Annotated in this window: 23 protein-coding genes; 2 read left to right on the top strand and 21 right to left on the bottom strand. The window is 32.1% G+C overall.

What is annotated here, in order from left to right:
* Positions 1–3: 3 nt before the first annotated feature.
* The 6 genes from dnaB to trxB form a co-directional block, all read right to left on the bottom strand.
* Positions 4–1,329, bottom strand: coding sequence for a replicative DNA helicase (gene dnaB, locus THENA_RS04590; RefSeq protein WP_013756255.1), 1,326 nt, complete (start codon positions 1,327–1,329; stop codon positions 4–6).
* 69 nt (positions 1,330–1,398) lie between these two features.
* Entirely contained in the window at positions 1,399–2,133 is a 735-nt protein-coding gene (locus THENA_RS04585) for a GltB/FmdC/FwdC-like GXGXG domain-containing protein (protein ID WP_013756254.1), read from the bottom strand.
* 2 nt (positions 2,134–2,135) lie between these two features.
* Positions 2,136–3,650, bottom strand: coding sequence for a glutamate synthase-related protein (locus tag THENA_RS04580; protein WP_013756253.1), 1,515 nt, complete (start codon positions 3,648–3,650; stop codon positions 2,136–2,138).
* Positions 3,637–4,728, bottom strand: a complete 1,092-nt coding sequence (locus tag THENA_RS04575) for a class II glutamine amidotransferase (RefSeq protein WP_013756252.1) — start codon at positions 4,726–4,728, stop codon at positions 3,637–3,639. The genes THENA_RS04580 and THENA_RS04575 overlap by 14 nt, the downstream gene beginning before the upstream one ends.
* Positions 4,729–4,872: 144 nt before the next feature.
* Complete coding sequence (locus tag THENA_RS09635) at positions 4,873–5,766, bottom strand: GGDEF domain-containing protein (protein WP_013756251.1); 894 nt, start codon at positions 5,764–5,766, stop codon at positions 4,873–4,875.
* A gap of 106 nt (positions 5,767–5,872) precedes the next feature.
* Entirely contained in the window at positions 5,873–7,462 is a 1,590-nt protein-coding gene (gene trxB / locus THENA_RS04565; RefSeq protein WP_013756250.1) for a thioredoxin-disulfide reductase, read from the bottom strand.
* A gap of 100 nt (positions 7,463–7,562) precedes the next feature.
* Here trxB and THENA_RS09910 point away from each other — a divergent pair, with 100 nt between their 5' ends.
* A complete protein-coding gene (locus THENA_RS09910; RefSeq protein ID WP_013756249.1) occupies positions 7,563–7,727 on the top strand; it encodes a hypothetical protein in 165 nt (54 codons plus the stop codon).
* Position 7,728: 1 nt separating this feature from the next.
* Here the strand turns inward: THENA_RS09910 and THENA_RS04560 are convergent, their stop codons facing one another.
* From THENA_RS04560 to tyrS, 11 genes are all read right to left on the bottom strand, one after another.
* Complete coding sequence (locus THENA_RS04560; RefSeq protein WP_013756248.1) at positions 7,729–8,790, bottom strand: radical SAM protein; 1,062 nt, start codon at positions 8,788–8,790, stop codon at positions 7,729–7,731.
* A gap of 123 nt (positions 8,791–8,913) precedes the next feature.
* Positions 8,914–9,948 carry a radical SAM/SPASM domain-containing protein gene (locus THENA_RS04555; protein ID WP_013756246.1) on the bottom strand — a complete coding sequence of 345 codons (1,035 nt, stop codon included), beginning with the start codon at positions 9,946–9,948 and terminating at the stop codon, positions 8,914–8,916.
* Positions 9,942–10,784 (bottom strand): 2-oxoacid:ferredoxin oxidoreductase subunit beta, encoded by an 843-nt coding sequence (locus THENA_RS04550; RefSeq protein WP_013756245.1) that lies wholly within the window; start codon positions 10,782–10,784, stop codon positions 9,942–9,944. Before THENA_RS04550 ends, THENA_RS04555 begins: the two co-directional genes overlap by 7 nt.
* The gene (locus THENA_RS04545; RefSeq protein ID WP_013756244.1) at positions 10,771–12,483 is read right to left on the bottom strand and encodes a 2-oxoacid:acceptor oxidoreductase subunit alpha; all 1,713 of its coding nucleotides are present in this window, start codon (positions 12,481–12,483) and stop codon (positions 10,771–10,773) included. The genes THENA_RS04550 and THENA_RS04545 overlap by 14 nt, the downstream gene beginning before the upstream one ends.
* A gap of 114 nt (positions 12,484–12,597) precedes the next feature.
* Positions 12,598–13,488, bottom strand: a complete 891-nt coding sequence (locus THENA_RS04540; RefSeq protein WP_013756243.1) for a 5'-3' exonuclease — start codon at positions 13,486–13,488, stop codon at positions 12,598–12,600.
* The gene (gene ruvB / locus THENA_RS04535; RefSeq protein ID WP_013756242.1) at positions 13,472–14,431 is read right to left on the bottom strand and encodes a Holliday junction branch migration DNA helicase RuvB; all 960 of its coding nucleotides are present in this window, start codon (positions 14,429–14,431) and stop codon (positions 13,472–13,474) included. The genes THENA_RS04540 and ruvB overlap by 17 nt, the downstream gene beginning before the upstream one ends.
* Positions 14,428–15,012, bottom strand: a complete 585-nt coding sequence (gene ruvA / locus THENA_RS04530) for a Holliday junction branch migration protein RuvA (protein ID WP_013756241.1) — start codon at positions 15,010–15,012, stop codon at positions 14,428–14,430. Before ruvA ends, ruvB begins: the two co-directional genes overlap by 4 nt.
* Positions 14,990–15,466, bottom strand: coding sequence for a crossover junction endodeoxyribonuclease RuvC (ruvC, locus tag THENA_RS04525; protein WP_013756240.1), 477 nt, complete (start codon positions 15,464–15,466; stop codon positions 14,990–14,992). Before ruvC ends, ruvA begins: the two co-directional genes overlap by 23 nt.
* 24 nt (positions 15,467–15,490) lie before the next feature.
* Entirely contained in the window at positions 15,491–16,252 is a 762-nt protein-coding gene (locus tag THENA_RS04520; RefSeq protein ID WP_013756239.1) for a YebC/PmpR family DNA-binding transcriptional regulator, read from the bottom strand.
* Between the two features lie 77 nt (positions 16,253–16,329).
* Positions 16,330–16,755 carry a dUTP diphosphatase gene (gene dut / locus THENA_RS04515; protein WP_407635123.1) on the bottom strand — a complete coding sequence of 142 codons (426 nt, stop codon included), beginning with the start codon at positions 16,753–16,755 and terminating at the stop codon, positions 16,330–16,332.
* A gap of 2 nt (positions 16,756–16,757) precedes the next feature.
* Entirely contained in the window at positions 16,758–17,939 is a 1,182-nt protein-coding gene (tyrS, locus tag THENA_RS04510; protein WP_013756237.1) for a tyrosine--tRNA ligase, read from the bottom strand.
* A gap of 120 nt (positions 17,940–18,059) precedes the next feature.
* Here tyrS and rpsT point away from each other — a divergent pair, with 120 nt between their 5' ends.
* The gene (gene rpsT / locus THENA_RS04505; protein ID WP_013756236.1) at positions 18,060–18,353 is read left to right on the top strand and encodes a 30S ribosomal protein S20; all 294 of its coding nucleotides are present in this window, start codon (positions 18,060–18,062) and stop codon (positions 18,351–18,353) included.
* On the opposite strand, the gene THENA_RS04500 is transcribed toward rpsT, so the two are convergent.
* From THENA_RS04500 to leuS, 4 genes are all read right to left on the bottom strand, one after another.
* Positions 18,319–19,185, bottom strand: a complete 867-nt coding sequence (locus THENA_RS04500; RefSeq protein ID WP_013756235.1) for a hypothetical protein — start codon at positions 19,183–19,185, stop codon at positions 18,319–18,321. The genes rpsT and THENA_RS04500 overlap by 35 nt on opposite strands.
* Positions 19,186–19,187: 2 nt before the next feature.
* Positions 19,188–20,660, bottom strand: coding sequence for a ComEC/Rec2 family competence protein (locus THENA_RS04495; protein WP_154645314.1), 1,473 nt, complete (start codon positions 20,658–20,660; stop codon positions 19,188–19,190).
* A 155-nt stretch (positions 20,661–20,815) separates the two neighbouring features.
* The gene (locus THENA_RS09630) at positions 20,816–21,397 is read right to left on the bottom strand and encodes a ComEA family DNA-binding protein (RefSeq protein WP_013756233.1); all 582 of its coding nucleotides are present in this window, start codon (positions 21,395–21,397) and stop codon (positions 20,816–20,818) included.
* Between the two features lie 7 nt (positions 21,398–21,404).
* Positions 21,405–23,885, bottom strand: a complete 2,481-nt coding sequence (gene leuS / locus THENA_RS04485) for a leucine--tRNA ligase (protein WP_013756232.1) — start codon at positions 23,883–23,885, stop codon at positions 21,405–21,407.
* Positions 23,886–23,940 lie beyond the last annotated feature (55 nt).

Genomic DNA, 23,940 nt, shown 5'->3' with positions numbered 1-23,940 from the left:
TTTTTACTCATTGCTATAAAAATCCTCTTTATTAACAAACTTTGCTTGCTCTTTTAAAAAGACTAATTCTACTTTGCCCAAAGGACCATTTCTTTGTTTTGCAATAATAATTTCAGCAATTCTTTTCTTGTCTGACTTTGGATTATAGTACTCATCTCTATATATGAATGCTACAACATCAGCTATTTGTTCAATTTCACCTGACTCTCTAAGATCAGAAAGTACTGGCCTTTTTTCGTTTCTAGTTTCAACTGCTCTCGATAGTTGTGAAAGAGCAATTATTGGAACTTCTATTTCTCTAGCCAATGCCTTGAGTGATCTTGCAATTTCAGCCACTTCTTGTACTCTGTTTTCACTTTTTCTGCCCTGCATAAGCTGCAAATAATCGACTATTATTAAAGATAATGGAGTCTCACTTTTCAATTTTCTTGATTTCGCTCTCATTTCCAAAGCAGATATGTTTGGAGTATCATCAATATAAAGGTTGCATTCAGAAAGCTTAGATATTGCCCTACTTAATCTAGGCCATTCATGTTCCTGAATATTTCCCGTTCTAAGATTATGAATATCTATCATACTCTCAGCACATATTAGTCTTTGGGATAGTTGTTCCTTAGACATTTCAAGTGAAAAAATTCCTACAGCCTTTCCAGGTTGCCCAGATAAGTACCTTGCAAGATTCAAACAGAATGCAGTTTTACCCATTGATGGCCTTGCTGCAATAATAATGAGATCTGAAGGTTGAAATCCTGCTGTCAAAAAATCAAAATCTTTAAAGCCACTAGGCTCTCCCGTTATACCTGTTTTGTTTTGAAATGATTTATCAATCATTTCAAAAGTAGAGGTGAGAGCATCTGATATATGAACGAAACCTTTTCTAGATCTTTTTTGTGTAATTTCAAAAACTAGTTTTTCTGCTCTATCAAGAGCATCTTCAATATTTTCTCTGGAAAAACCTATTTCTACAATTTCTGTCCCAACTTCTATTAACTTTCTAAATAATGCTGCCTCCTCAACTAATTTTGCATAGTATTGAACATTAGCTGGGGTTAATAAATTTGAAACGAGGTCAGCTAAATAGCTTGGTCCACCTATTTCGTCCAATAGATTTTTTGTAGACAATTTTTCAGACAAAGTAACTATATCTACAGGATCTCCCTTGTCAAATAGCTCTACAATAGATGAGTATATATGTCTATGAGCAGTTTTATAGAAATATTCTGGTTTAACAGTTTCAATACACATTGCAATTGCTTCTCTACTAAGCAACATAGAACCCAAAAGGGCTTGTTCTGCTTCTAAATTATATGGGGGAGTTCTATCTAACATAGTATCTATTCATAAAAAATTTAATTATATCAAACATAGTAAAATTGAAAGTTTTCTAAAAAAATAATACTAATATGCATAGAGATTTCCATATGGCCTGTGAGATATTGCTTTAAGCTTAATAAACCTATCTTTTAAAAGTTCTACAGCATTAAAATTAAATTTATTGCCATAATCACTCAAAATATTTTTTAATATTTCATAATCATTATCATCTATATCAAGTATCACAACCTCTTTGCCTATATTGTTTACATTTACGTCACCACGTATATATATTTTCCCACCGTGCATTCCTGTGCCAATTGCATCTGCTTTCATTATTTTAGGTGAATCAATATTCAAAACTACTAAAATGCCTCCTGCCATGTATTCTCCCAAAAAACTTCCTGCGCTACCTCCAACTACAATAATAGGCACGTTCTCTTCGTACTCTTTCATGTGAATACCTACTCTATACCCTACATTTTTTTCGATAAATATCTTACCGCCTCTAGCAGCATATCCTACTACGTCACCAGCATTTCCATGAACACATATTGTGCCACTGTTTAAAGTATTTCCTACGCCGTCTTGTGCATTGCCAAAAAGCTCTATATCCACGCCATCCATAAACATGCCAAGATCATTTCCTGCAGTGCCGTGTATGGTAATTTTTAAACCACCATTTTGTATTCCATTACCAATAAACCTTTGTCCAAGTACATTTATAATGTTAATTTCTTTGTGACCTTGTCGAATAGACTCCTTAATTTTTTCATTTAATTGTCTTGAATCCATATTTGTAGCATCTATTGTAATCATACTTACCTCCCGGCAGGCTTCACGCCAAGAACATCTAGAGTTTCTCTTGAAAGTTCCAGCGCTCTCAATCTTTCTCTGTTTCCAACCAAGCTTTCTATCGCATTAATTCCTAACGCACCCATTATCTCCTTTAATTCTAGACTCCAACCTCTAATTAAGTTTACAAGTTTTTTGGATGCTTCATCAGGATTAAGCCTTTCAACTAGATCTGGCCTTTGAGTGGCAATTCCCCACGAACAATTTCCTGTATAACATTTTTGACATAATGTACAACCCATAGCTATTAATGCAACAGTTCCAATAGTAACAAAATCTGCACCAAGAGCCAGAGCTTTTGCCATATCAGCAGCATGCCTGATACCACCAGCAGCTACAATAGAAACTTTATTTCTAATTTTCTCTTTTCTTAACCTGTCATCAACTGCAGCAATAGCAAGTTCAATAGGTATTCCAATATGATCTCTTATCATAGTTGGTGCTGCGCCTGTACCGCCTCTAAAGCCATCAATTACAATATAATCTGCATCAGCTCTTGCTACTCCAGAAGCTATTGCTGCAATATTGTGAACTGCTGCAATTTTCACTCCAACAGGTTTAGAATAATCTGTAGCCTCTTTCAAAGAGGCAATTAGTTGGGCTAAGTCTTCAATTGAATATATATCATGATGTGGGGCAGGCGAGAGTGCATCAGTTCCCTTTGGAATCATTCTGGTAGACGAAACTTCATCATCAACCTTATATCCTGGCAAATGCCCTCCTATTCCTGGTTTTGCTCCTTGTCCAACTTTAATCTCAATTGCAGCAGATCTTTTAAGATACTCTGGACTTACACCAAATCTACCGGAAGCCACTTGAACTATTATATTATCTGAATACTCGTAGAGGTCTCTGTGTAATCCACCTTCACCAGTATTCATCAGAATACCACATTCCCTTGCAGCTTTTGCAAGCGCTTTATGCGCATTTAGCGATATTGCTCCATATGACATTGCTGCAAATATAATGGGAGAATTTAGTTTTATATTGGGTTTAAGTTTATCTTTTAAAACATATTTGTTATCCCTAAATTCTATAGATATGTCAATTGGCTTTTCTCCTAAATAACTTATTATTTCCATTGGCTCTCTTAATGGATCAATTGATGGATTTGTAACCTGACATGCATCTAACAAAAGTCTATCAAAAATTACAGGATATGGTTTGTCATTACCTGCAGCTGTTAACAATATTCCACCACTATTGGCCTGTTTTTTTATATTCTTAATATATTCAGGTTTCCAATATTCATTGTTCTTTTGTGTGCCTGGAAAATTAATTACCTGAATAGCTTTTGTAGGACAAACGTACATACATCTTTGACAGGCAACACATTTCTCATGAATTGGCTTTACATTCTTATCTTTATCCTGCATAAGAGCTGAAAAGCCACAATTCTTAACACATTGCCCACACTTTATACAAAGTTCTCTATCAACTTTTATAAAAAATTCAGGAAGAAGCTTATCAAGCACAGACATCTTTATTTACCTCAACTTTCAAGGGTTTACCAGCAACAAGTGAATGTACTTCTTCAAGATTGTTTTCTATTTTTCTAATTGAAGATTCTTCGCTTGCTATATAAGAAAAGTCACCCTTTTTACCATAAACAAGAGGCCTTAACTTTATTCTATCATTTAACCCCATCATATAATTATTTGTAGCAACAATTATTGCAAATGGACCATTTAAAAGCAAATTTCCATAAGTCATCCTTAAAGCGGTATGAAGTTTTCTCTCTTCTTCAGACATAAGTTCTATGTCCTTCCAAAACTTTGAAGCAACTACGTTACAAGCAATTTCAAGAGGCAAACCATGTTTTCTAACAAGAAGGTCAAAAGTATATGCAATTACTTCTGTATCAGTCAAAAGCACACACTCATAACCGTAGGTTTCTAAAAATCTTTTATTAATACCATATGAAGAAATTTCTCCGTTATGAACTACAGTCCAATCAAGAATAGAAAATGGATGAGCGCCTGCCCACCAACCAGGAGTATTTGTGGGAAATCTTCCGTGAGCAGTCCAAATATATGCACTATATTTTTCTATCATAAAAAAACGACCAATATCCTCAGGATAACCTACACCTTTAAAAACTCCCATGTTTTTCCCTGAAGAATTTACATAGCATCCAGGAATTCTAGTATTTATAAGCATTACCAACCTTACCACAAAGTCGTTGGCATCCATATTTTTAGCTACCAACTTATCAGGCTTGGGCAATACAAAATATCTCCACAAAAGGGGTGGATCTTTAATCTCTTTAATATTTCTAGTTGGAATCTTTTCTTGACGTTCTGTTATAAAGTTTTCTTCAATTAGGGAATCCACTTCTCTTTTTGCCGAGTCATTATCAAACATAATGTGTAGACAATAATAATCTGGAATTTCTGGATAAATACCATAGGCAGCAAAACCACCACCTAAACCATTAGATCTAGAATGCATAACAGACATCATGTCCATAATTGCATCACCAGATATGCAAACACCAGATTTGTTCATGATTCCCGCTGCTGCACATCCAGATGGTATATGTTCCAATGCAGGTATCATGAAAACCTCCTAAAATGTAATTATTGAACTATTTATTTTACAATAGATATTGTATAGTTAGCAAATTAATTTATTTTGTGAAATATAAAAAATTATGAAAGCAGTATAAAGGTATACATTTTAGTAGTTAAATAAAGTTATATCTTATTCGCACCATATAAATGTATCTTTTCCTAAGCTTTTCGCTTTTAACATAGCGTTATCAACTTTTTCAACTAATAAATCTAAATCTATATTGTTATTATCAAAAGTACCAATACCCATAGACAATGTAATTACTTCACTAATACCAAAATCTATTTCAGAAACTTTATTTCTAATTTTTTTTGCTATCTTTAAGAGATCCTCTTTTGAAACGCCCATCAGGATTAATAAGAACTCGTCGCCACCCCATCTTACAAAGATATCTGTTTCCCTAAGAGAAGACTTTATCTTTTCAGCAATTTTTTTAAGTATTTCATCTCCCTTGCTATGCCCATAAGTATCATTAAAAAACTTAAAATTATCTATATCAAACATTATTAATCCAAAAGAATTGCTTGATTGTGAAAGTCTAGTTAATTTTTCTTCCATCGAAAACCTATTGTATATCCCTGTAAGGAAATCTGTCTGAGCCTTGTTGTCAAGATTTTTTATTTTTTTAACAAGACTTGTAACATTTGAAGCACTAATTAACAAAAAAGGCTTATTGTTTTGTTCAAATTTGAGTATTCTAAATTTTGTATGCACAATAGTAGAGTTTTTTAATCTTCTAAGTTTCACATATTTTTTAGTGTAATTACTTTCATCTAAATCATTTATTTTAATATTCATATATTCTTTAACATAAGCAACTTTGTTTTCTGGAAATAGAATAAAGGGATTATCTAAACTCAAAATATCATCCAATTCTAAATTAACTAACTTCATGAAATATTTATTGGCATATACTATTTTATTTAAACCGACATCATAAACACAAAACCCTACTTCAACGTTTTCTAAAATAAATTTAAGAGTGTTTAAACTCAAATCAAGGCTATTTTCTGTCTTACACACCAAACTCCCCTAATTAAATTAATTTAAGTATTAAAAAAAACAATTGTTGACATTATATCACAATATGGGCACTTTATTCTTTCAATATCATTGTCTTAAATAATTTTTATTTTTTAACCCAATAAGGCGACAATATATCCTCAAATGCAGATGTAGCAGCTATAGCTCCCCTTGAGACTGCTACTACAATTTGCTTTTCACCTCCTACTATATCGCCAGCTGCATATACTCTGTGAACGTTGGTTCTCATGTTCTTATCAACTTTTATATATCCCTCTTCATCAAGCTCAACCCCTAAGTCTTTTGCAAGCGAATTGTTTGGTAGGTATCCAATTGCTATAAAGAGCCCATCAAGAGCTTGAGTTTGTTCTTCTCCTGTAAGGTTATTAACAATTTTAATAAACTCAACTGACTCTTTCCCTAAAATTTCTTTTACTTCACTATTCCACATTACCTCAATTCCAAGTTTGAAAAATGAATCTTGAAGGTATTTTTCAGCTCTTAGAGCATCTCTCCTGTGAATAAGCGTTACATCAGCACCAACGTTTTTAAGATATATTGCATCAGTTAAAGCCGTGTTTCCACCACCTACGATAAATACCTCCTTGCCTTTATAAAAATATCCATCACATAGCGCGCAGTAACTTACTCCTTTGCCATAAAAAGAGGCTTCACCAGGAACTTTTAACTTTCTCTTAGAAGCCCCAGTTGCCAAAAGAACAGCTTTAGATCTATACGAATCATCAGATGTGATTACCTTAAAATAATCTTCAACTCTATTTATCTTTTTTACTTCTTCTCCAATACTTATACTTACATAATTGAGTACATGCTGGGTTAAAATATCAACCAAAGATTTTCCCGAAATACTAATAAAGCCAGGATAGTTTTCAACCTGAGGAGTAGTAAGTACCTGCCCTCCAACCATTTCAGCCTCAAAAATACCCACTGAAAGTCCTGATCTTCTCGCGTATATTGCAGCTGATAATCCTGCAGGACCAGCTCCTACTATTGTTAGGTCAAACTCTTTTAACTTATCTTTTTCATTATGGAGCAATTTCTGCACTTCTTTACCAATTAGTGACAATACAAATTCTTCATTTGATTGAAGACCTACTGCTACCTGCTCATTATCTACATAAGTAACAGGAACTGACCTAATAGATTTTTTTTGAGCAATCTCTTTATTTTCAAAAATTTCAATAATTTTTGTCTTGATGTTTCTATTAATCATACTAGCATTTATAGCCATAATAGCCTGTTGAGGACAATAGGGACACGTAGGGCTCACATAAACTTCTACAACTGTTTCTTTTTTCACGTCGCTAATTATAGATAAATCTTTATCATTTAGAAATTGTTTTGCTCCAGAAATAAGTAAAATAGCGTTTACCAATGTGTGGGCCTCTTCACCAATAGGCGTTCCAACGAATATTGCATCAAGCTTTTCGTCGTCAAATATAACTATTGGGCACTTTATCTCTTCATCAATAAGCTTTGAGAGTACGTCACTTTTTGATATAAATTGAACCGAAATCTTATCTGAAACTTCTGGCAAAACCTCAAATATTTCTTTAGTGTATTCGTAGAATTGATCTTTTTCTTCGGGAAGTACAACCTTTATATTTACTTTATCTTTAAGTATCAAAAAATTCTCTTTTAAAGAACTTTTAATTTTTTCATCAATAATACTCATATTCTCCCTCCTAAACAATATTGTTAATTAACTTTTTTCAATTTTGCCCTCTTAATGTTAAAATTTAAATAATAAAAATTATTCTCAAAGGAGTAAAATTTTGCCAAAATTAATAAGATTCATAATGTTAGCTGCAGTAACAATCTTATTATTAGTAGTTTTTGTATTTCCTTTCAATTTACATGTCAGAATCATAAGCACTATGTTCTCAATTTTCTTTATTTATGTAGCACTTTTTAAACCAAATATTTTTGAAAAATTCTAAATCAAAAAATACACTGAGGGTCTTCATCTAGATATTTATACTCTTCTCTGGAAGATAGAGCAAAACAAATTGCTCTACAACCTCTACACCTCATAAATTTAGAACACTTCCTGCACTTTCCAAAATAATTTTCTTGAATTCTGAGATTGTTTAATACTTCAGAATTTGACCATATTTCTCTAAAAGAATCTCTTCTCAAATTGCCTAAAGAAATTTTTAGCCTCCTACAGGGAACCAAAGTTGCATTGCTTAAAATAGTTATTCCAGCAAATCCCGCAGCACATCCACCAAAACCGTAAGAAGTATTGCAATCAATATACAAAGAAGCAATTGGATCGCCAGTGTTTATCTTAAAATCTGAATTTTCGTTATTCTCTTTAACAAGATCATAAAGCGATTTTAACTCATATTTTGTAAGTATCAACTCTTTAATGTTTTGTGAATGCCCAGTAGGGACTAGTCTTGAAAATACCAGTCCATGTACATGTAAATCTTTTGCAACCTGAATAAGATCTTGAAAAAATTCATAATTAATTTTTGATATTGTAGCATTTAGAGTGACGTGAATATCATTTTTTATAAGATTTTGAATACCGGCAACAGCTTTTTTAAATGAATCCTGACCCCTAATGTAATCATGAATTTTTTCAGGACCATCCAGACTAACCTGTACTCCAGATACCTGAAAATTTTTAAGTTTTTTTGCAACAAACTCGTCTATCAGAGTTGCATTGGTTAATATATAGTACTCTATATTTTCTCTGGATAAAAAATTTAATATCTCTTCCCAATCATTTCTTAAAAAAACTTCTCCCCCCAATAAATTTATATTGGGCAGAAAAGCAATTTCCGACTTCTCTGCCCAATCGTAAACTACTTCAAGTATTTCTTGTATATAGTCTTTAATTTCTTCAAGACTCATTTCTTCTGTTATTTCATTTTCCTGATAACAGTGTCTGCAGTTCAAATTGCATCTTTCAGTAATGTGGATTTGAACTGTAAAAGGTACACTCTTATTAGTTGTCAAACTGACAACTGAAGGATCTTCTATCAGCTCTTTCACTTGCGACAAACTTTTCCGGAACCTTTTTTAAGACTGTCTTTGATCTTGTTCCAGAAGTCTGTCTCTTTTTCAAGAGTCTTTTTGTCAAGTTCTTTTTTCATTCTTTTCACCTCCTTTGAATTTTCATTTTATCAAAGACTCAGTTAAAAAGCACTGAGGATCTTTGTTTAGCCAACTTTGTTTTTCTTTTGACAAAGAATAAGCAATAGCCCTACAGCCTCTACATACATTCCAATAAAGACAACTACTACATCCATTTTTATATTTGTTTTTATCTCTTAAAGAGAGCAATACCTCGTTTTCAGACCAAATCTTTCTCAAATCATCTTTTAATATATTACCCAAAGAAATTGGCATCCTCCTACAGGGAACTATCTCACCATCGGACAAAACTGTTATGCTTGAGAATCCTGCCGAACAACCGCCAATAGAATTAATTTTGTCTTTTAATTCGTCATCTAGAACACAAACTCCAAGGGGATCTTCTATCAATAATTCAAATGATGTTATATTTTTTGCTTTCAGGTTCAAATAGAAATCTTTCAACTCTGAACTTGAAAGCATGTAATCGTGCAGCTTTGAGCCATTGCCAATGGGAACCAATCTTGAAAACCCTAGGCCATCCACCCCCCACTTATTTGAAATATCTATCAAATCATTTAAATCCTTATAATTAAGTCTAGATAAGGTAGTTTTCAAAAACACCCTAAAATTCTCTTCTTTCAAAAGTTTTATTGCATCTTTAACTTTATAAAATGTGCCTTGTCCTCTAATATTATCATGAGTATCTTTGCTACCTTCTATACTTATCTGAAATCCATTAAATCTAAATTTTTTTAAATCAGACAACATTTTTTTGTCAATGAGAGTGCCATTTGTTAAAATATAAGGTTCAATATCAATTTCATTTAAAAACTTTACAATTTCAAAAAAGTCTTCTCTTAAAAAAGGTTCACCACCAGTTAGTTTTATTAAAAATGGAATTTCAATATCATATTTTATCTCCCACTCCCTTATTAAATCTTTACTATAGGAGAAAAAATTCTCCCAATCGTCAAACTTTAATTCAGTCTTTTGATTTTCTTGATAACAATGTCTGCACCTAAGATTACATCTCTCTGTTAAATGAACCTGAATAAAAAAGTCAAACTTTAACATATTAGAGAAGTTATATCAGGAAAATTTTGCATTGAAACAAGGGTTTTATCCTTTATTACAGGTATATTTTTTTCAAAGGTTGGTCTTGAGTTGGAATAAAACACTCCTAAAGGGATTCTTTCGTCAAATTCTTGAGATTTTTCAAAAGCTTTTAATTTGTCAGAAAGATCGTAATCAGCATTGAATTCATAAATTCTCTTTTTGTACCATTCAAAATTGTTGACTTTATTAAAGCTTACACATATTTGAAGAATATCTACCAGTGCAAAGCCTTCGTGATTTATGGCCATTTTCATAATATTCTTAAGGTGTTCAGGACTACCAGAAAAACTTCGTGCCACAAATGAACAATTCATTGCAATAGCAAACGCTATAGGGTTTAAAGGCTCAGAAAGAGAACCAAAAGGTTGAGCCTTTGTTCGTCTTCCAAATTCTGTAGTAGGAGAAGCCTGCCCTTTTGTTAGCCCATAAACAGCATTGTTATGAACAAAAAGCTTTATATTTGGATTTCTCCTAAATGCATGTAAGAGATGATTTCCACCTTCACCGTAAGTATCACCGTCTCCCCCAAAAATAATTACTTTTTGTTTATGATTGGCTACACTAATACCGGTAGCCACAGGCAAAGACCTGCCGTGAAGACCGTTAAAGCCATTACATTTTAAGTAGTGTGGCAATTTGCTTGATTGACCTATTCCCGAAACTAGCGTAATTTCATATGGCTCAATTCCCAACTCAAGTAATGCCTTTTTAAAAGCATCTAGAATAGCAAAATTCCCACAACCAGGACACCAAGCAGGAACAGTGCCGTTGTCAAAATCTTTATAAGATAGCATAAATATCCTCCAGAACTTCATCGTAATTAAAAGGCCTACCATCATATTTTCTTAAATTATGTGAAAATTTGAAACCATATTCTGACTCAACAAGTTTTTGAAACTGTCCAGAAGCGTTATTTTCGATACAAATAGTTAAATTAGACCTTGATATTATCTTTAGAAACTCATTAGAATTTTCTTTTAGTGGAAGCGGAAACAACTCGCTAAAGTGAATTGCACATACTGATATTTCCTTATTATTTGCAATTTCTTTAAGTACCCCAAGATTTGACCCAAATCCAATTAATACAATTTTCGAGTCACTATTGCCATAAATTTTTGGCAAAGATATCTCATTTCTAATATTTTCAATTTTCCAAAAATATCTTCTCTCAACCATCCTTTTTCTTACTTCGCCATCTTCAGTTATATGACCATATTCATCATGTTCATCACTATCTGTAAATACCAACTGCCTACTATTTCCCGGAACAGCTAAAGGGATAAGAGGGATTTTTTTAGTAAAATCCAAAAATTTATGTCTTTTATAATCTTGATAGTTTTCAAAATCTGCTGATCTTAGTCTATAATCTTTGTTTTTTAACTTTAATTTGAGATCTTTTTTATAAGAGTATAAAGAGTCCACAAGATGCTGATCTGTTAAAACAATGGCTGGAATTTGATATTTTTCTGCTATGTCGAAAGCTTTGTTTGTAAGATATACACATTCAAGGGGATCACCAGGAGCAAAAACAACTCTTGGAAAATCTCCATGCCCAGCATGAATAGCATAAAGCAACTCTCCTTGTTCAGTCCTGGTAGGAAATCCTGTTGCTGGACCAGGACGTTGAGATAGCAAAATCACTATTGGAGTTTCTGTCATTCCAGAAAGAGATAAAGCTTCATTCATAAGAGCAAAACCTCCACCCGAAGTTCCAGTCATAGCCCTAACTCCCGCGAAGGATGCCCCAATTGCCATATTAATAGCGCTTAATTCATCTTCTGCTTGTTCTACTACAATATTGAACTTTTCAGCGTGCGTTCCAATATATTGAAATACACCAGTAGAAGGTGTCATAGGATATGCTGAATAAAATTTACAACCTGATCCTATAGCACCTATGCCAACTCCTTTTACGCCATCTAATAAGATTTTTTCTTCACTGTCTGAAGCTGGTAAATTTACTTTTCTTTTAACATCAAAGTCATATCCGATATCAACTGCTTTAATATTTTGTTCTATTATGTCCTCTGGTTTACCAGCAAAAATGTCATAAATAACTTTATAAACGTATTTTCTATCAATAGAAAGTATATTTGCAACCAATGCAAAAGAAACGACGTTTTCAAATATACTTTTTAGTCTAGCGTTATTCAACAATTGTCTAAAAGGACAGTTTATAAATTTTTCGTCATGTTCACTTTTTTTGAGGTAATCAGCGTCATAAATAGCAATACCATCATCTCGAAGTAAGTTCTTATATTCTAAACCCTTTTTGTCAAAGGTAAGAAGTAAATCTAAAAATTTTTTAGGCGCATAAATTTCATCTGTTCCAAAAGTTATCTGATAAAAGTTATGACCACCTCTTATTCTGGACTCATAATCTTGAAATGAAAATACATTATAACCAAGTAGGCTAAATAACCTTGAAAAGCCCTCACCAGTGGTTTGAATTCCTTGCCCTGCTTCACCGCATATTCTTATAGTATAATTCACATAAACCCTCCCAAAAAGTCTATATTACTAATAATAATCCTTTACAAACAAATAATCAAGTTAGTTACTAAATAATTTTGACTAAATAAGCCGTTACTTTGAAAAAAAAGAGATTTAACTGAAGAGTTTTTTTTGTATACTTTTCAAATCTAGTGATTCAAGAAATCTTTTTAGAGATTCTCTTTGTTCATAAGACAAATTTTCCCAGGGTTTTTCTTCAATTTCAATTTCCAAAGAAACATCTGTATCGAGTAAAGTTATTGATTTATAAAAAAGAATTTTTTCTTTGTTTTCGTAAATTAATTCTCTGTACCGTTTATTCTTAAATCTATCAATATTTTTCAATAACTCTTCTACAGTATTAAACTGCCTTAATATTTCTATAGCAGTTTTCTTTCCTATTCCTTTTACACCAGGTATCTCATCGGAAGAATCGCCCGATAACGCCTTCATGTCAGCTATTTGATTTGGCCTAATTCCAAACTTTGTTAAAAATTTGTCCAAATCATATTTCTCAACATCGCTGATACCCTTTTTCATAATTAAAACTTTTACTCTTTCACTTACAAGCTGCAATAAGTCAAAGTCACCAGTAAGTATCAAAACATCATAATCTTTCTTTTCAATTTGCTTAGCCATACTAGCAACCAGATCATCGCTCTCATAGCCAGGAACTTCATAAAATCTAATATTCATAAGCTTTAAAAACTCTTTTATCAACAGAACTTGAGAAATTAGAGATTCTGGCATCTTTGGTCTTGATGCCTTATATTCTTTAAAACTCTCATGTCTAAAGGTCTTTTCTGGAGAATCAAAGGCTACAAAAATTGTATAAGGATCTTCTTCTTTTATTAGTTTCAAAAGTATATTTATAAAACCATAAAGAGCATTTGTAGGTATCCCTGCTGAAGAAGTCAACTCAGGAAGTGCATAGTAAGCCCTATAAATAACAGAATGTGCGTCAATTAAACAAATTGTTTTTTCTAAATCAAAGAGATTTTTCATAATTTTTGCTTTCTAAATAATTTAACGCGTTTTCAGTTAATATTCTTCCTCTTGGAGTTCTTTGGATAAAATCAATCTTTAAAAGATATGGTTCGCAAAGATCTTCAATTGTCTCAGGACTCTCTCCTAAAAATTGAGAAATATTGTCAATTCCTACAGGCCCACCTTTAAAAATATCTTTTAATGCTCTTAAATATTTTCTATCAAGGTCATTCAAGCCCAAATCATCAATATTTATAATTTCTAAGGATTTTCTTGCAGCCTCAACGTCAATTAACTTGATTTTATTTACTTGAACGTAGTCTCTTACTCTTCTTAGAAGTTTGTTTGCTACCCTTGGGGTAAATCTAGATCTTTTAGCCAAAAATTCAGATGCCTCTTCTTCAATATCCAACTCAAGAAACTGAGCAGATCTTTTAATAATAGCAGTTAATTCTTCTACCTGATAAAATTCAAAATATCCATGAATTCCAAACCTATCAATTAAGGGTGAAGAAAGTAAACCAGGTTTTGTAGTAGCACAAATTAAAGTAAACGGAGGAAGATTTAATCTAATGCTTTGTGCTCCCACTCCTTTTGACACGCTTATATCTACAATATAATCTTCCATAGAAATATATAAAATTTCTTCTAAATTTTTCGGTAATCTATGAATTTCGTCAATAAATAAAACAGATCCTTCTTTATCTATTGACGTTAAGAGCCCCACAAGATCTATTGGTTTTTGCAACGCAGACGCTATAGCGAATTTAAAGTTTTTTCCCATTTCATATGCAAGTATAGAAGCAAGCGTTGTCTTACCAAGACCTGGAGGGCCAGACAATAAAATGTGATCTAGCATTTCATTTCTTTTCTTTGCAGCATCTACAGAAATTTTCAATAGTCTTTTTATGGTTTCCTGCCCTATATACTCATCAAAAGATTTTGGTCTTAATATGTTCATCTTATCCTTTGAATTGCCATAGTAATAATATCCTCACTCTTAATAATATTTAAATCCTGAACATCTTTAAGTGTGTCAATTACAACTTCTTTAGCCTTTTGAAAGGAAACACCTAGTGAAACCAAAGCATCTACAGCCAATTTTGCCCTATCATCAAACTTTACTTCAGAAAACTCTGGAAAACATCCTTTTAGCTCTTCAAATATTCTTTTGGCAGTTTTTTCTCCAACTCCAGGAATTGATTTAAGAGAACTTATGTGATCATTTTTCAAATCTAAAATTAAAGTTGGGTTTGTTTTAAATGAAGATATAATTTGCAATGCTAGTTTAACTCCAACTCCATGTATTTTTAAAAGTTTTTGAAAGCTTTCAAGGTCTGAAATTGACTCAAAACCAAATAGTTGTTGAGATTCACCAATAAATTGGTGGCTTATATAAAGCTCAATAATATCGCCCTTTTTGTTCTTGTTCTTTTCTAAAAGATAAGGAGGCAACTTTATTAAATATCCTAAACCATTATTTTCAACAATTATGCTATTTTCTATAAACCCGATCAAATTACCTACTATATATGCTATCATCGTCTGAGTATATAAGAGCCAACGCTATAGCGTCAGTCACGTCATCTTGTAAATTATTGAAATTTGAACCTAAAATATATTCTACTGACCTTCTAACCTGATCTTTATTTGCAAGGCCATTTCCTGATATCAAACGCTTTACTTCTTTAGGAGTATATTCTCTATACTGAATATTTTTTCTACTTAAAACTAATTTTATTACTCCTCTACCTTCTGATACGTCCATAACTGTTTTTTGATTTTTAAAATAAAAGATTTTCTCGATTGAACATGCATCTGGATTATATTTGTCAATAATAAAACTTAACTCTTCAAATATCCTACAAAGCCTTTGATTCTGACTGCAACCATGAACCTGTATTAAGCCACAACTTTCTAATTTAATTTTATTATCCTTTTTTACAATAGCATAACCGATATCAGCTACTCCCGGGTCAATACCTAGAATAATCATAATTAATCTAATTCTCTCGAAGTGCTAATTTTCTTTCTCAACCTCTTTCATAATTTCATCAGGAATATCAAAATTGGAATACACATTTTGAATATCGTCGTGATCTTCCAGTTGTTCAAGAAAACTCAAAACCTTTTTTGCATCTGAAACGTTGTTAATCTGGACGTAAGTTGATGGAACCATTACTAACTCACAGCTAATAATATTGAAATTATGTTCTTTAAGTTTACTTTGAACTTGGTAAAGGTTTTCTGGTTCTGTTGTTATTTTTGTCTCTCCCTCATCTTGTTCTACGTCATCAACAAAAAGATCTTCTTCAAGGGCTAGCTCCATAATTTTCTCTTCATTTTCACCATCAATAATAATTTCACCTTTTCTGGAAAACATCCAGGCAACTGCTCCAGCTTCAGCCATACTACCACCATATTTAGAAAAAATCTTTCTAATTTCAGGAGCAGTTCTATTTTTGTTATCAGTAGTCACCTGCATCAATACTGCAATGCCAAACGGCCCATATCCTTCATACATAAGTTCTTCATAGTTCGTACCATCATTAAGCTCACCAGTACCTTTTTGGATAGCTCTTTTGATGTTATCAGAAGGCATATTAACGCTCTTTGCCTTTTCAATTGCTATTCTTAGCCTTGGGTTAGCTTCAGGATTTCCGCCGCCAGTTCTTGCGGCAACTGTTAATTCTCTTGCAAGTTTTGTAAAGATCCTTCCCCTTATAGCATCTTCTTTTGACTTCTTATGCTTAATATTCGCCCATTTAGAATGACCAGAAATGTTTACACCTCCAAAAAACTAAAAATTTTTTATAAAATACAAAGAAAGAGAAATTCTAATAAATTATAACAAAAATTTCAAAGTCCTGTATGACCAAACCCCCCGCTGTTTCTTTTTGTTTTGTCTAATTTAGAAAAAACAAATTGAGCATCGTAAACTCTCTGAAAGACCATCTGTGCAATTCTATCAAAAGGATTAATAGTTAAAGTTTTTTCTCCTAGATTAATCAAAATAACCTTTATCTCTCCTCTATAATCAGAATCTATTGTACCTGGACTATTTAGGACAAACACTCCTTTTAATGCAAGGCCGCTTCTTGACCTTATTTGAGCTTCATATCCTGATGGTATTTGAACTCTTATTCCAGTAGGAATTAATTTTATCTCTCCTTTTAAAAGTTCTACAGGACTATCAATATATGCTTTTATGTCATATCCACTGCTGCCCTCAGTTTTTCTTTCTGGCATGCAATTTTCGTTCCTTACTTCTATGCTTACCTTTATCATTAATAAATCCTTAAAAACATTTTTCTTCCAACTTTTAATCTGTGATCTCCCTTTTTGACAACAAATTTTTCATCAGTTACAGTTTCTTCATCAACTTCTATTGCGCCCTGAGAAATAAGTCTTTTGCCCTCGCTTGAACTCTTTAATAGTCCTAAATCTACCAAAAGTTTTGGCAACCAAACTTCGTTTTCATTTTCATATGGCCATTTATAAACTGGAGCATCCTTAGGAAAAGTTCTTTTTTCAAAAGCAGTCTCAAAGCTCTCTTTAGCTTTTAGAGCTTCTTCTTCGGAAGAATACATTTTAGTTATCTCAAAAGCAAGAATTTTTTTAATATCTTTTGGATTTTTATATCTTTCAAAAAAACCAGAAATTTCATCTTCCTTAAAATCTGTTAGTAAGATAAAGTATTGCCTTAGAAGTTCATCTGGTATAGACATCAACTTGCCAAATATATCTTTAGGATCTTCAGCAATACCTACATAATTTCCAAGACTCTTACTCATTTTTTGTTTCCCATCAAGACCAGCAATAATTGGCATAGTCAAACACACTTGAGGTTCCATACCCATTTTCTCCATCAAATCTCTGCCTATCAATAGATTAAAGGTTTGATCCGTTCCTCCAAGTTCAACATCAGCTTTGATCGCTACAGAATCATATGCCTGTAAAAGTGGGTATAAAATCTCGTGCAAACTTATTGCTTCGTTTGTTTTCAATCTTTGCGAAAACGTCTCTCTTTCAAGAATCCTAGCCACAGTAAACTTTGCACTAATTTTAATTAGCTCTTCCAGACTAATTTTAGACAACCATTCAGAATTATATTTTATAATTGTCTTTTTTTCATCTAAAATTTTAAAAGCTTGTGTTTTATAAGTTTGGGCATTCTTTTTTATCTCATCGGCACTTAGAGCCGGTCTAGTTTTTGACTTGCCAGTAGGGTCTCCTATCAAAGTAGTAAAATCACCAATGATCAAGATAACGTTATGACCAAGATCCTGAAAATTTTTCAGCTTTCTAAGTACAACTGTATGGCCCAGGTGTAAATCTGGCGCTGTGGGATCTATCCCCAATTTAATGTTTAACTTCCTACCTGACTTAATCTTTTTTTCAAGATCCTCAAGAGGTATTATTTCTTCTGTTCCTCTTGTAATTAACTTAATCGATTCTTCAAAGTTCAAAAAAAACCCTCCTTTCAAAGTTACATAAGGAATGATATCATATACAAGACAGACTTTGAATATCATGTTATAATTTACTTTCGTTTAAAATTTATAGAAAACAGAAAATGGAGGAATTATATGCCTGTTACAAGAACTGCAACTAGAGCATTGAGAAAAAGTTTAAGAAAAAAACAACATAATCAATCATTAAAATCCGCTACTAAAACTATTATTAAAAATTTTGAAAAATTTATCTCAAGCGAAGCAGCACCAGAACAGAGAGAAAAAGCAATAGAACTATTTAAAAAAGCAGTTAGTTCGGTTGATAAAATTGCAAAAAAAGGGATTTTTGCTAAAAATAAAGCTGCAAGAAAAAAATCTCAACTTCAAATTAAACTCAACAAATTTCTGAATCAGAAAACAGAATCTTAAGTATAAGTTGCAAAGAATCATCATTCGACAGAAGGCCAGATTTAAGCTGACCTTCTGTTTTTATTACTCTTATAAGAACCTTAGCAATCCTTTCCAAAGTAAGTTTAGTATTAAGAACGTGTTTCAATTGCCAGATTTTGCCTGGGTCCGGCTTCAAGAGATTATGATATTTTAAGTTAAAATACGCAAAAATTAGATCCCTTTTTAATACCTCAATCAAAACAAAGACTTCATCTGATTTAACGTTGAATATAGAGAGATCTTTAATCTTCTCTCCTTCAAAAAATAATTTAGAAATATCCCAAATCTTCTTTGATTCTAAAATAGGAGAACTAGAACCTAAAAATAACTTTATTAGTTCATTTTTGGTCCACTCATAATCCTTTTCGTATCCAGCATACATTTCTCTTGCTAGTTTTTTGTCAAGTTTAAAGTTATATTTGCTAAAAAAATTCTCAAGTGCGTTTGTTACAAAATTAAAATCTTCTTTAAAAACTTTTATGCCCTTATTTTCAAGACCTTTTAGTGTCATTGCATTAACTTTCTCACAGACAGCAAATAGCTTTTTATCTTCAGAAACTTTTATTTCAAGAAGCAATTTCGCAAGTTCCTTCGTAATTTCAAAAACCTTAAAATATACATATTCTCCAGCAAAAAGAGATATGGAAGTAAAATTATTTTTAAGTTCCTCAGGAGTGCTTACCTCAACAACGCTTATATTTTGTTCTTTAAAAAAGTCATCAAGAAAGTCATGCCATAGAGAAAGATTCCCAACGAATAAATTTTTTAAGCCAAATTCTATTTTATATTTCGCTTCAGTTTTCTTTACCATTTTTACCTCTCTTCATAATTATATATGTTCGGATAAATTAATTTATAATCACGATAAATTTTAATTGTGTCTTTATCACAAAGAACAATTATGTCTTTTAAAGGCTTGAAAAAATGATTTCTGGGTATAAGAAAATTGCTGGTAGATGTTTTGACAGTACAATTTTCAGCTTGTTTAATAAATTCAAATTTTCCTTCGTCAGACTCTATAACTACACCTTTTTTATCATTGTAAACCTTTATATCAGTAGTTCTCATAAATATTAGCGAAAGGAACAAAAGTGTTAAAAAAATATAAAAAACAGCAGAATTATATTTATTAAAAATTATTAAAGCTAAAAGTAAATAATAGAGATATACGCTAAAGAGAGGTATTTTAGCGAATAAAACTGAAGACAAGGGAAAATTTGACCAGCCTTTAACAATATAAATTACTAAATCAGTTATATAGGTGATGAAATGGCCAATATATTGCGTAAAAATACCCGAAACTGCCATAAAAAAACTTAATACAAAGCCTATAAGTAAAAATATCTCTAGAAAGGGTGTAATAAAAACATTAGTAAATAAAGAAAGAACAGAAACGTTATTAAAATAATTTACTATAACTGGAAAAAGAAATATAAACACTGAAAACGAGAGCAAAAACAATTCAAATAAATAGTTGTTAAAGTTGAATTTTTTTCTTATCTCTCCAGTAAAAAACATTGCAAATATACATAAAAATGTCAGCTGAAAGCTAATATCAAACAGTGAATATGGATCAAATATTAAAAACAAAATCATCACCAATAAAGTTAAATTAAACGAGGAATAATTAATCCTAAAAAGTTCAGCTAATGCAATAAACAAAATTAAGCCTCCAGCTCTTATAACAGGTGGGTCAAGTCCAACATTCAAACAAAACAAGGAGGTAAAAAATGATATAACAAAAAATGATATAAGAGGATTTATCGACATTCTTTTCAAGAAGTAAAAAAATAGTGAAAAAATCATTGATACCTGGGCTCCTGAAACAACTAAAATGTGCAAAAGACCTGTTCGATTAAAAGCATCATACACTTCTTTGGGAGGTTGAAAAAGATCGTCTCCATACAACATAGCCCCAAATACTTTACCAGTTTGTTCTGACATATTTTTTTTAATAGCATCTTCAACATACTTTTTGAAGAAAAGGGTGCTATTTTCACCTGTTTTTTCAATTTTATTTGCAACGATTAAAGAGTTGCTTATAAGCTCTCCATCAAAGAAGATATTATCTCCCTGCTGAAAGTTAGTTTTTCCTCTATATATCACTCTTTCAATTTTAGATGAAAAGGGTTTAGGACTCTGTAGAAAAACCTTTAGTAAATTATTTTTTTGATTAATTACATAAGCTGAAAAGAAAAAGCTTTTATAATTGAATTTCGATAAATCCTTATAGTATGAAATTACTAAACCACCAAACAACAATACTAGAGAAATTAAAGATATCAATATATAAAATTTGATTTTTTCTATCTCAAAAGAAATTAAAAAAAGTAGCAATGAAGTAAAAAAACATATGATCAAAGCAACAATTGAATAATTGTAATATAAAAATATACCGCTACAAAATGATAATGAAGGTAATAATAAAGGATATTTCCAAATCAAAAAGTAATTAACCCTTTTAATCTATCAATTTTTGCGCTTGAAAGGTTAAGCCTTTGTTTAAAATCTTCAATATCTTTAAATTTTGCCCTATTTCTTTCATCTATTATCCTTTCTGCAATAACTTTACCAATCCCTGGCAAAGAATTAAGTTCTTCTAAGGATGCTATGTTGACATTCACTGTTAAGCTCTGGTTAGAATCAGAACTACTATTAAAAGGAACTTTTATTGTTTGATTTTGCCTAAGAATTTTATTCAAAGCTAAAGTTGAAGTATCGGCGTTATCCAAACAGCCACCTGCAACTACGATTAGATCTTGAACCTTTGAACCATATGGGACGTGATATTCACCAGGATTTTTAACAGCTCCTTTAATATAGACCACAATCTCTTTTTCAGCAGTAGAGGAACTAATCTTTACACTGTTTGTTTTGTTTTTATTGCTATATTGATTGCCATCTTTAGTCTGTGTGTCACCAAAGGAACTGGAATTGTTATTTGTTCCTTGACTAAAGCCCCAATACGCAACGAAAAAAGCTACAAAAATTAGGGAAAATATTATAGACAGCTTTTCCTTCATGTAATTTTTATTTAACTACTATGTTAAAAATTTTGTTTTTCACATAAATCTTTTTCAAAATCTGTTTCCCCTCTATAAATTTTTTTACCCTAAGACTTGACAATACCTTATCCTCTATAGCTTCTTCCTCCAGATCCTTTTCAACCATAATCTTATCCCTTAGTTTCCCATTAACCTGTATAGCAATTGTACATATATCATCTTCGAGATAATCTGGATCTACTTCTGGCCAGTTTTGAAAACAAACTAGATCTGTATGTCCCATTCTTGACCATATTTCTTCGGATATGTGTGGCGCAAAAACCGAAAGGATTATAGTAAACGTTTCAAATATTTTCTTTATTAACTTAGGTCTTATCTTTTCATTTCTAAGGGAATATGAGAACTCGTTGGTAAATTCCATCAACGCCGCTATGGAAGTATTGAAATGAAACTTATTTTCTATATCGTTACTAGCTTTTAACAAAGTTTTATTTAACTTTTTATAAATATTGACTTCATCTTCAGTTAGATCCTCTTCCACTGAGGCTTCTACATTCTTTATTCTCTCTAAGTTTTCATTAAAAAGTTTCCATATTCTTGCCAAAAAGCGATGAGCACCTTCTACTCCCTGATCGCTCCATTCAAGATCTTTTTCGGGAGGCGCTGCAAAAAGAATAAATAACCTGGCCGTATCTGCCCCATATGTTGAAATTATCTCTTCAGGGTCAACAATATTGCCTTTAGACTTAGACATCTTTTCGCCGTCTTTCAAAACCATACCTTGAGTTAAAAGATTTGAAAACGGTTCATCAATATTCAAAAAGCCTAAGTCTCTTAAAACTTTTACAAAAAATCTGGAATAAAGAAGGTGCAATACTGCGTGTTCTACGCCACCAATATATTGATCTACACTCATCCAAAATTTAGCTTTCTCTACAGAAAAAGGTTCATCATTGTTCTTCGGATCACAAAATCTAAGGTAATACCATGAAGAATCAACGAAAGTATCCATTGTATCGGTTTCCCTTCTAGCATCTGAACCACAAATTGGACACTTTGTTTTTACAAATTCATCAATATTGGCTAAAGGAGATCCGCCAGTACCTGTGAACTCTACATTGGTTGGCAAAATAACAGGCAAGTCTTCTTCTCCTAAGGGGACTATTCCGCACTTTTCACAATAAACTACAGGTATGGGCGTTCCCCAATATCTTTGTCTTGATATAAGCCAATCCCTCAATCTTATTTGTTTAGAAAAACTTGCCATTTGATCCTTTTGGAACATTTCAACAATCTTCTTTTTAGCATCTGAACTCTTTAAACCTGATATGTGTGGTGAGTTTATTACAATTCCTTCTTCCTCGTAAGCCTTGTCTTCTTCATAAAATCCATTACCTTCAGGTCTAATTACATATCTTATGGGCAGATTTTTTTCTTTAGCAAATTCAAAGTCTCTCGAATCATGGGCAGGAACCCCCATTACAGCCCCAGTACCATAACCCATAAGAACATAATTAGAAGCATAAACCTGTATTTTTTCATTTGTAAGAGGATTTATTACCTGAATTCCAAGCGCCACACCTTTTTTTTCAGTTACCCCAACTGTAAATCTATTTTGTATTCTTTCCCTCTCATACTCCTTAATGAATTCTTTTAGTTCATCGTTATTTTTGTTTTCTAAAATACTTTTAACAATTGGGTGCTCAGCTGAAACTACAAGAAATGTAGCACCACCCAAAGTATCTGCTCTAGTTGTAAAAACTTCTATAAAATCATCTTTGTATCCATCAACTTTTTCAGATAACTTAAATTTTATCATTACACCTTCTGATAAACCTATCCAGTTCCTCTGCATTACCTTTACTTTCTGAGGCCAACCATCCAATATATCAAGGTCTTTAGAAAGTTCTTCAGCATAATTTGTAATCCTAAAAAACCACTGTTCTAATTCTTTTAATTCAACTTCACTCTTACATCTCCAGCATCTTCCTTCTTCAGCCTGTTCATTTGCTAGCACAGTCTTACACTGCGGACACCAATTTACCTTTGATTTTTTCTTATAAACTAATCCCTTTTTATAAAATTGAAGAAATAACCATTGATTCCATTTATAATAATCGGGAAAGCAGGTAGCAACTTCTCTATCCCAGTCATAGCTTATACCCAAAGAATTGAGCTGTCTTTTCATGTTTTCAATGTTTTTTATAGTCCACTCATATGGATGAACTCCATATTTTATAGCTGCATTTTCTGCAGGCATCCCAAACGCATCCCAACCCATAGGATGAAGTACATTATAAGATTTCATTCTATAATAGCGAGCAACCACATCTCCTATTGTATAGTTTCTAACATGTCCCATATGCAAATTCCCAGATGGGTAGGGAAACATCTCTAAGATGTACATTTTTTTATTCCCTTTTTCATCATCTGTTTTAAAAGCCCTCTTTTCTCTCCAAACGTTTTGCCATTTTTTTTCTATTGTTTCAAAAGGATATAAACCCAACTATATTGCCTCCCCAATTCTTAGTATAGTATCTGGAATATTATAAACCTAAATC

The sequence above is a fragment of the Thermodesulfobium narugense DSM 14796 genome, from assembly GCF_000212395.1.
GTDB lineage: Bacteria > Thermodesulfobiota > Thermodesulfobiia > Thermodesulfobiales > Thermodesulfobiaceae > Thermodesulfobium > Thermodesulfobium narugense.
This window is presented reverse-complemented; position numbering and strand designations above follow the sequence as displayed.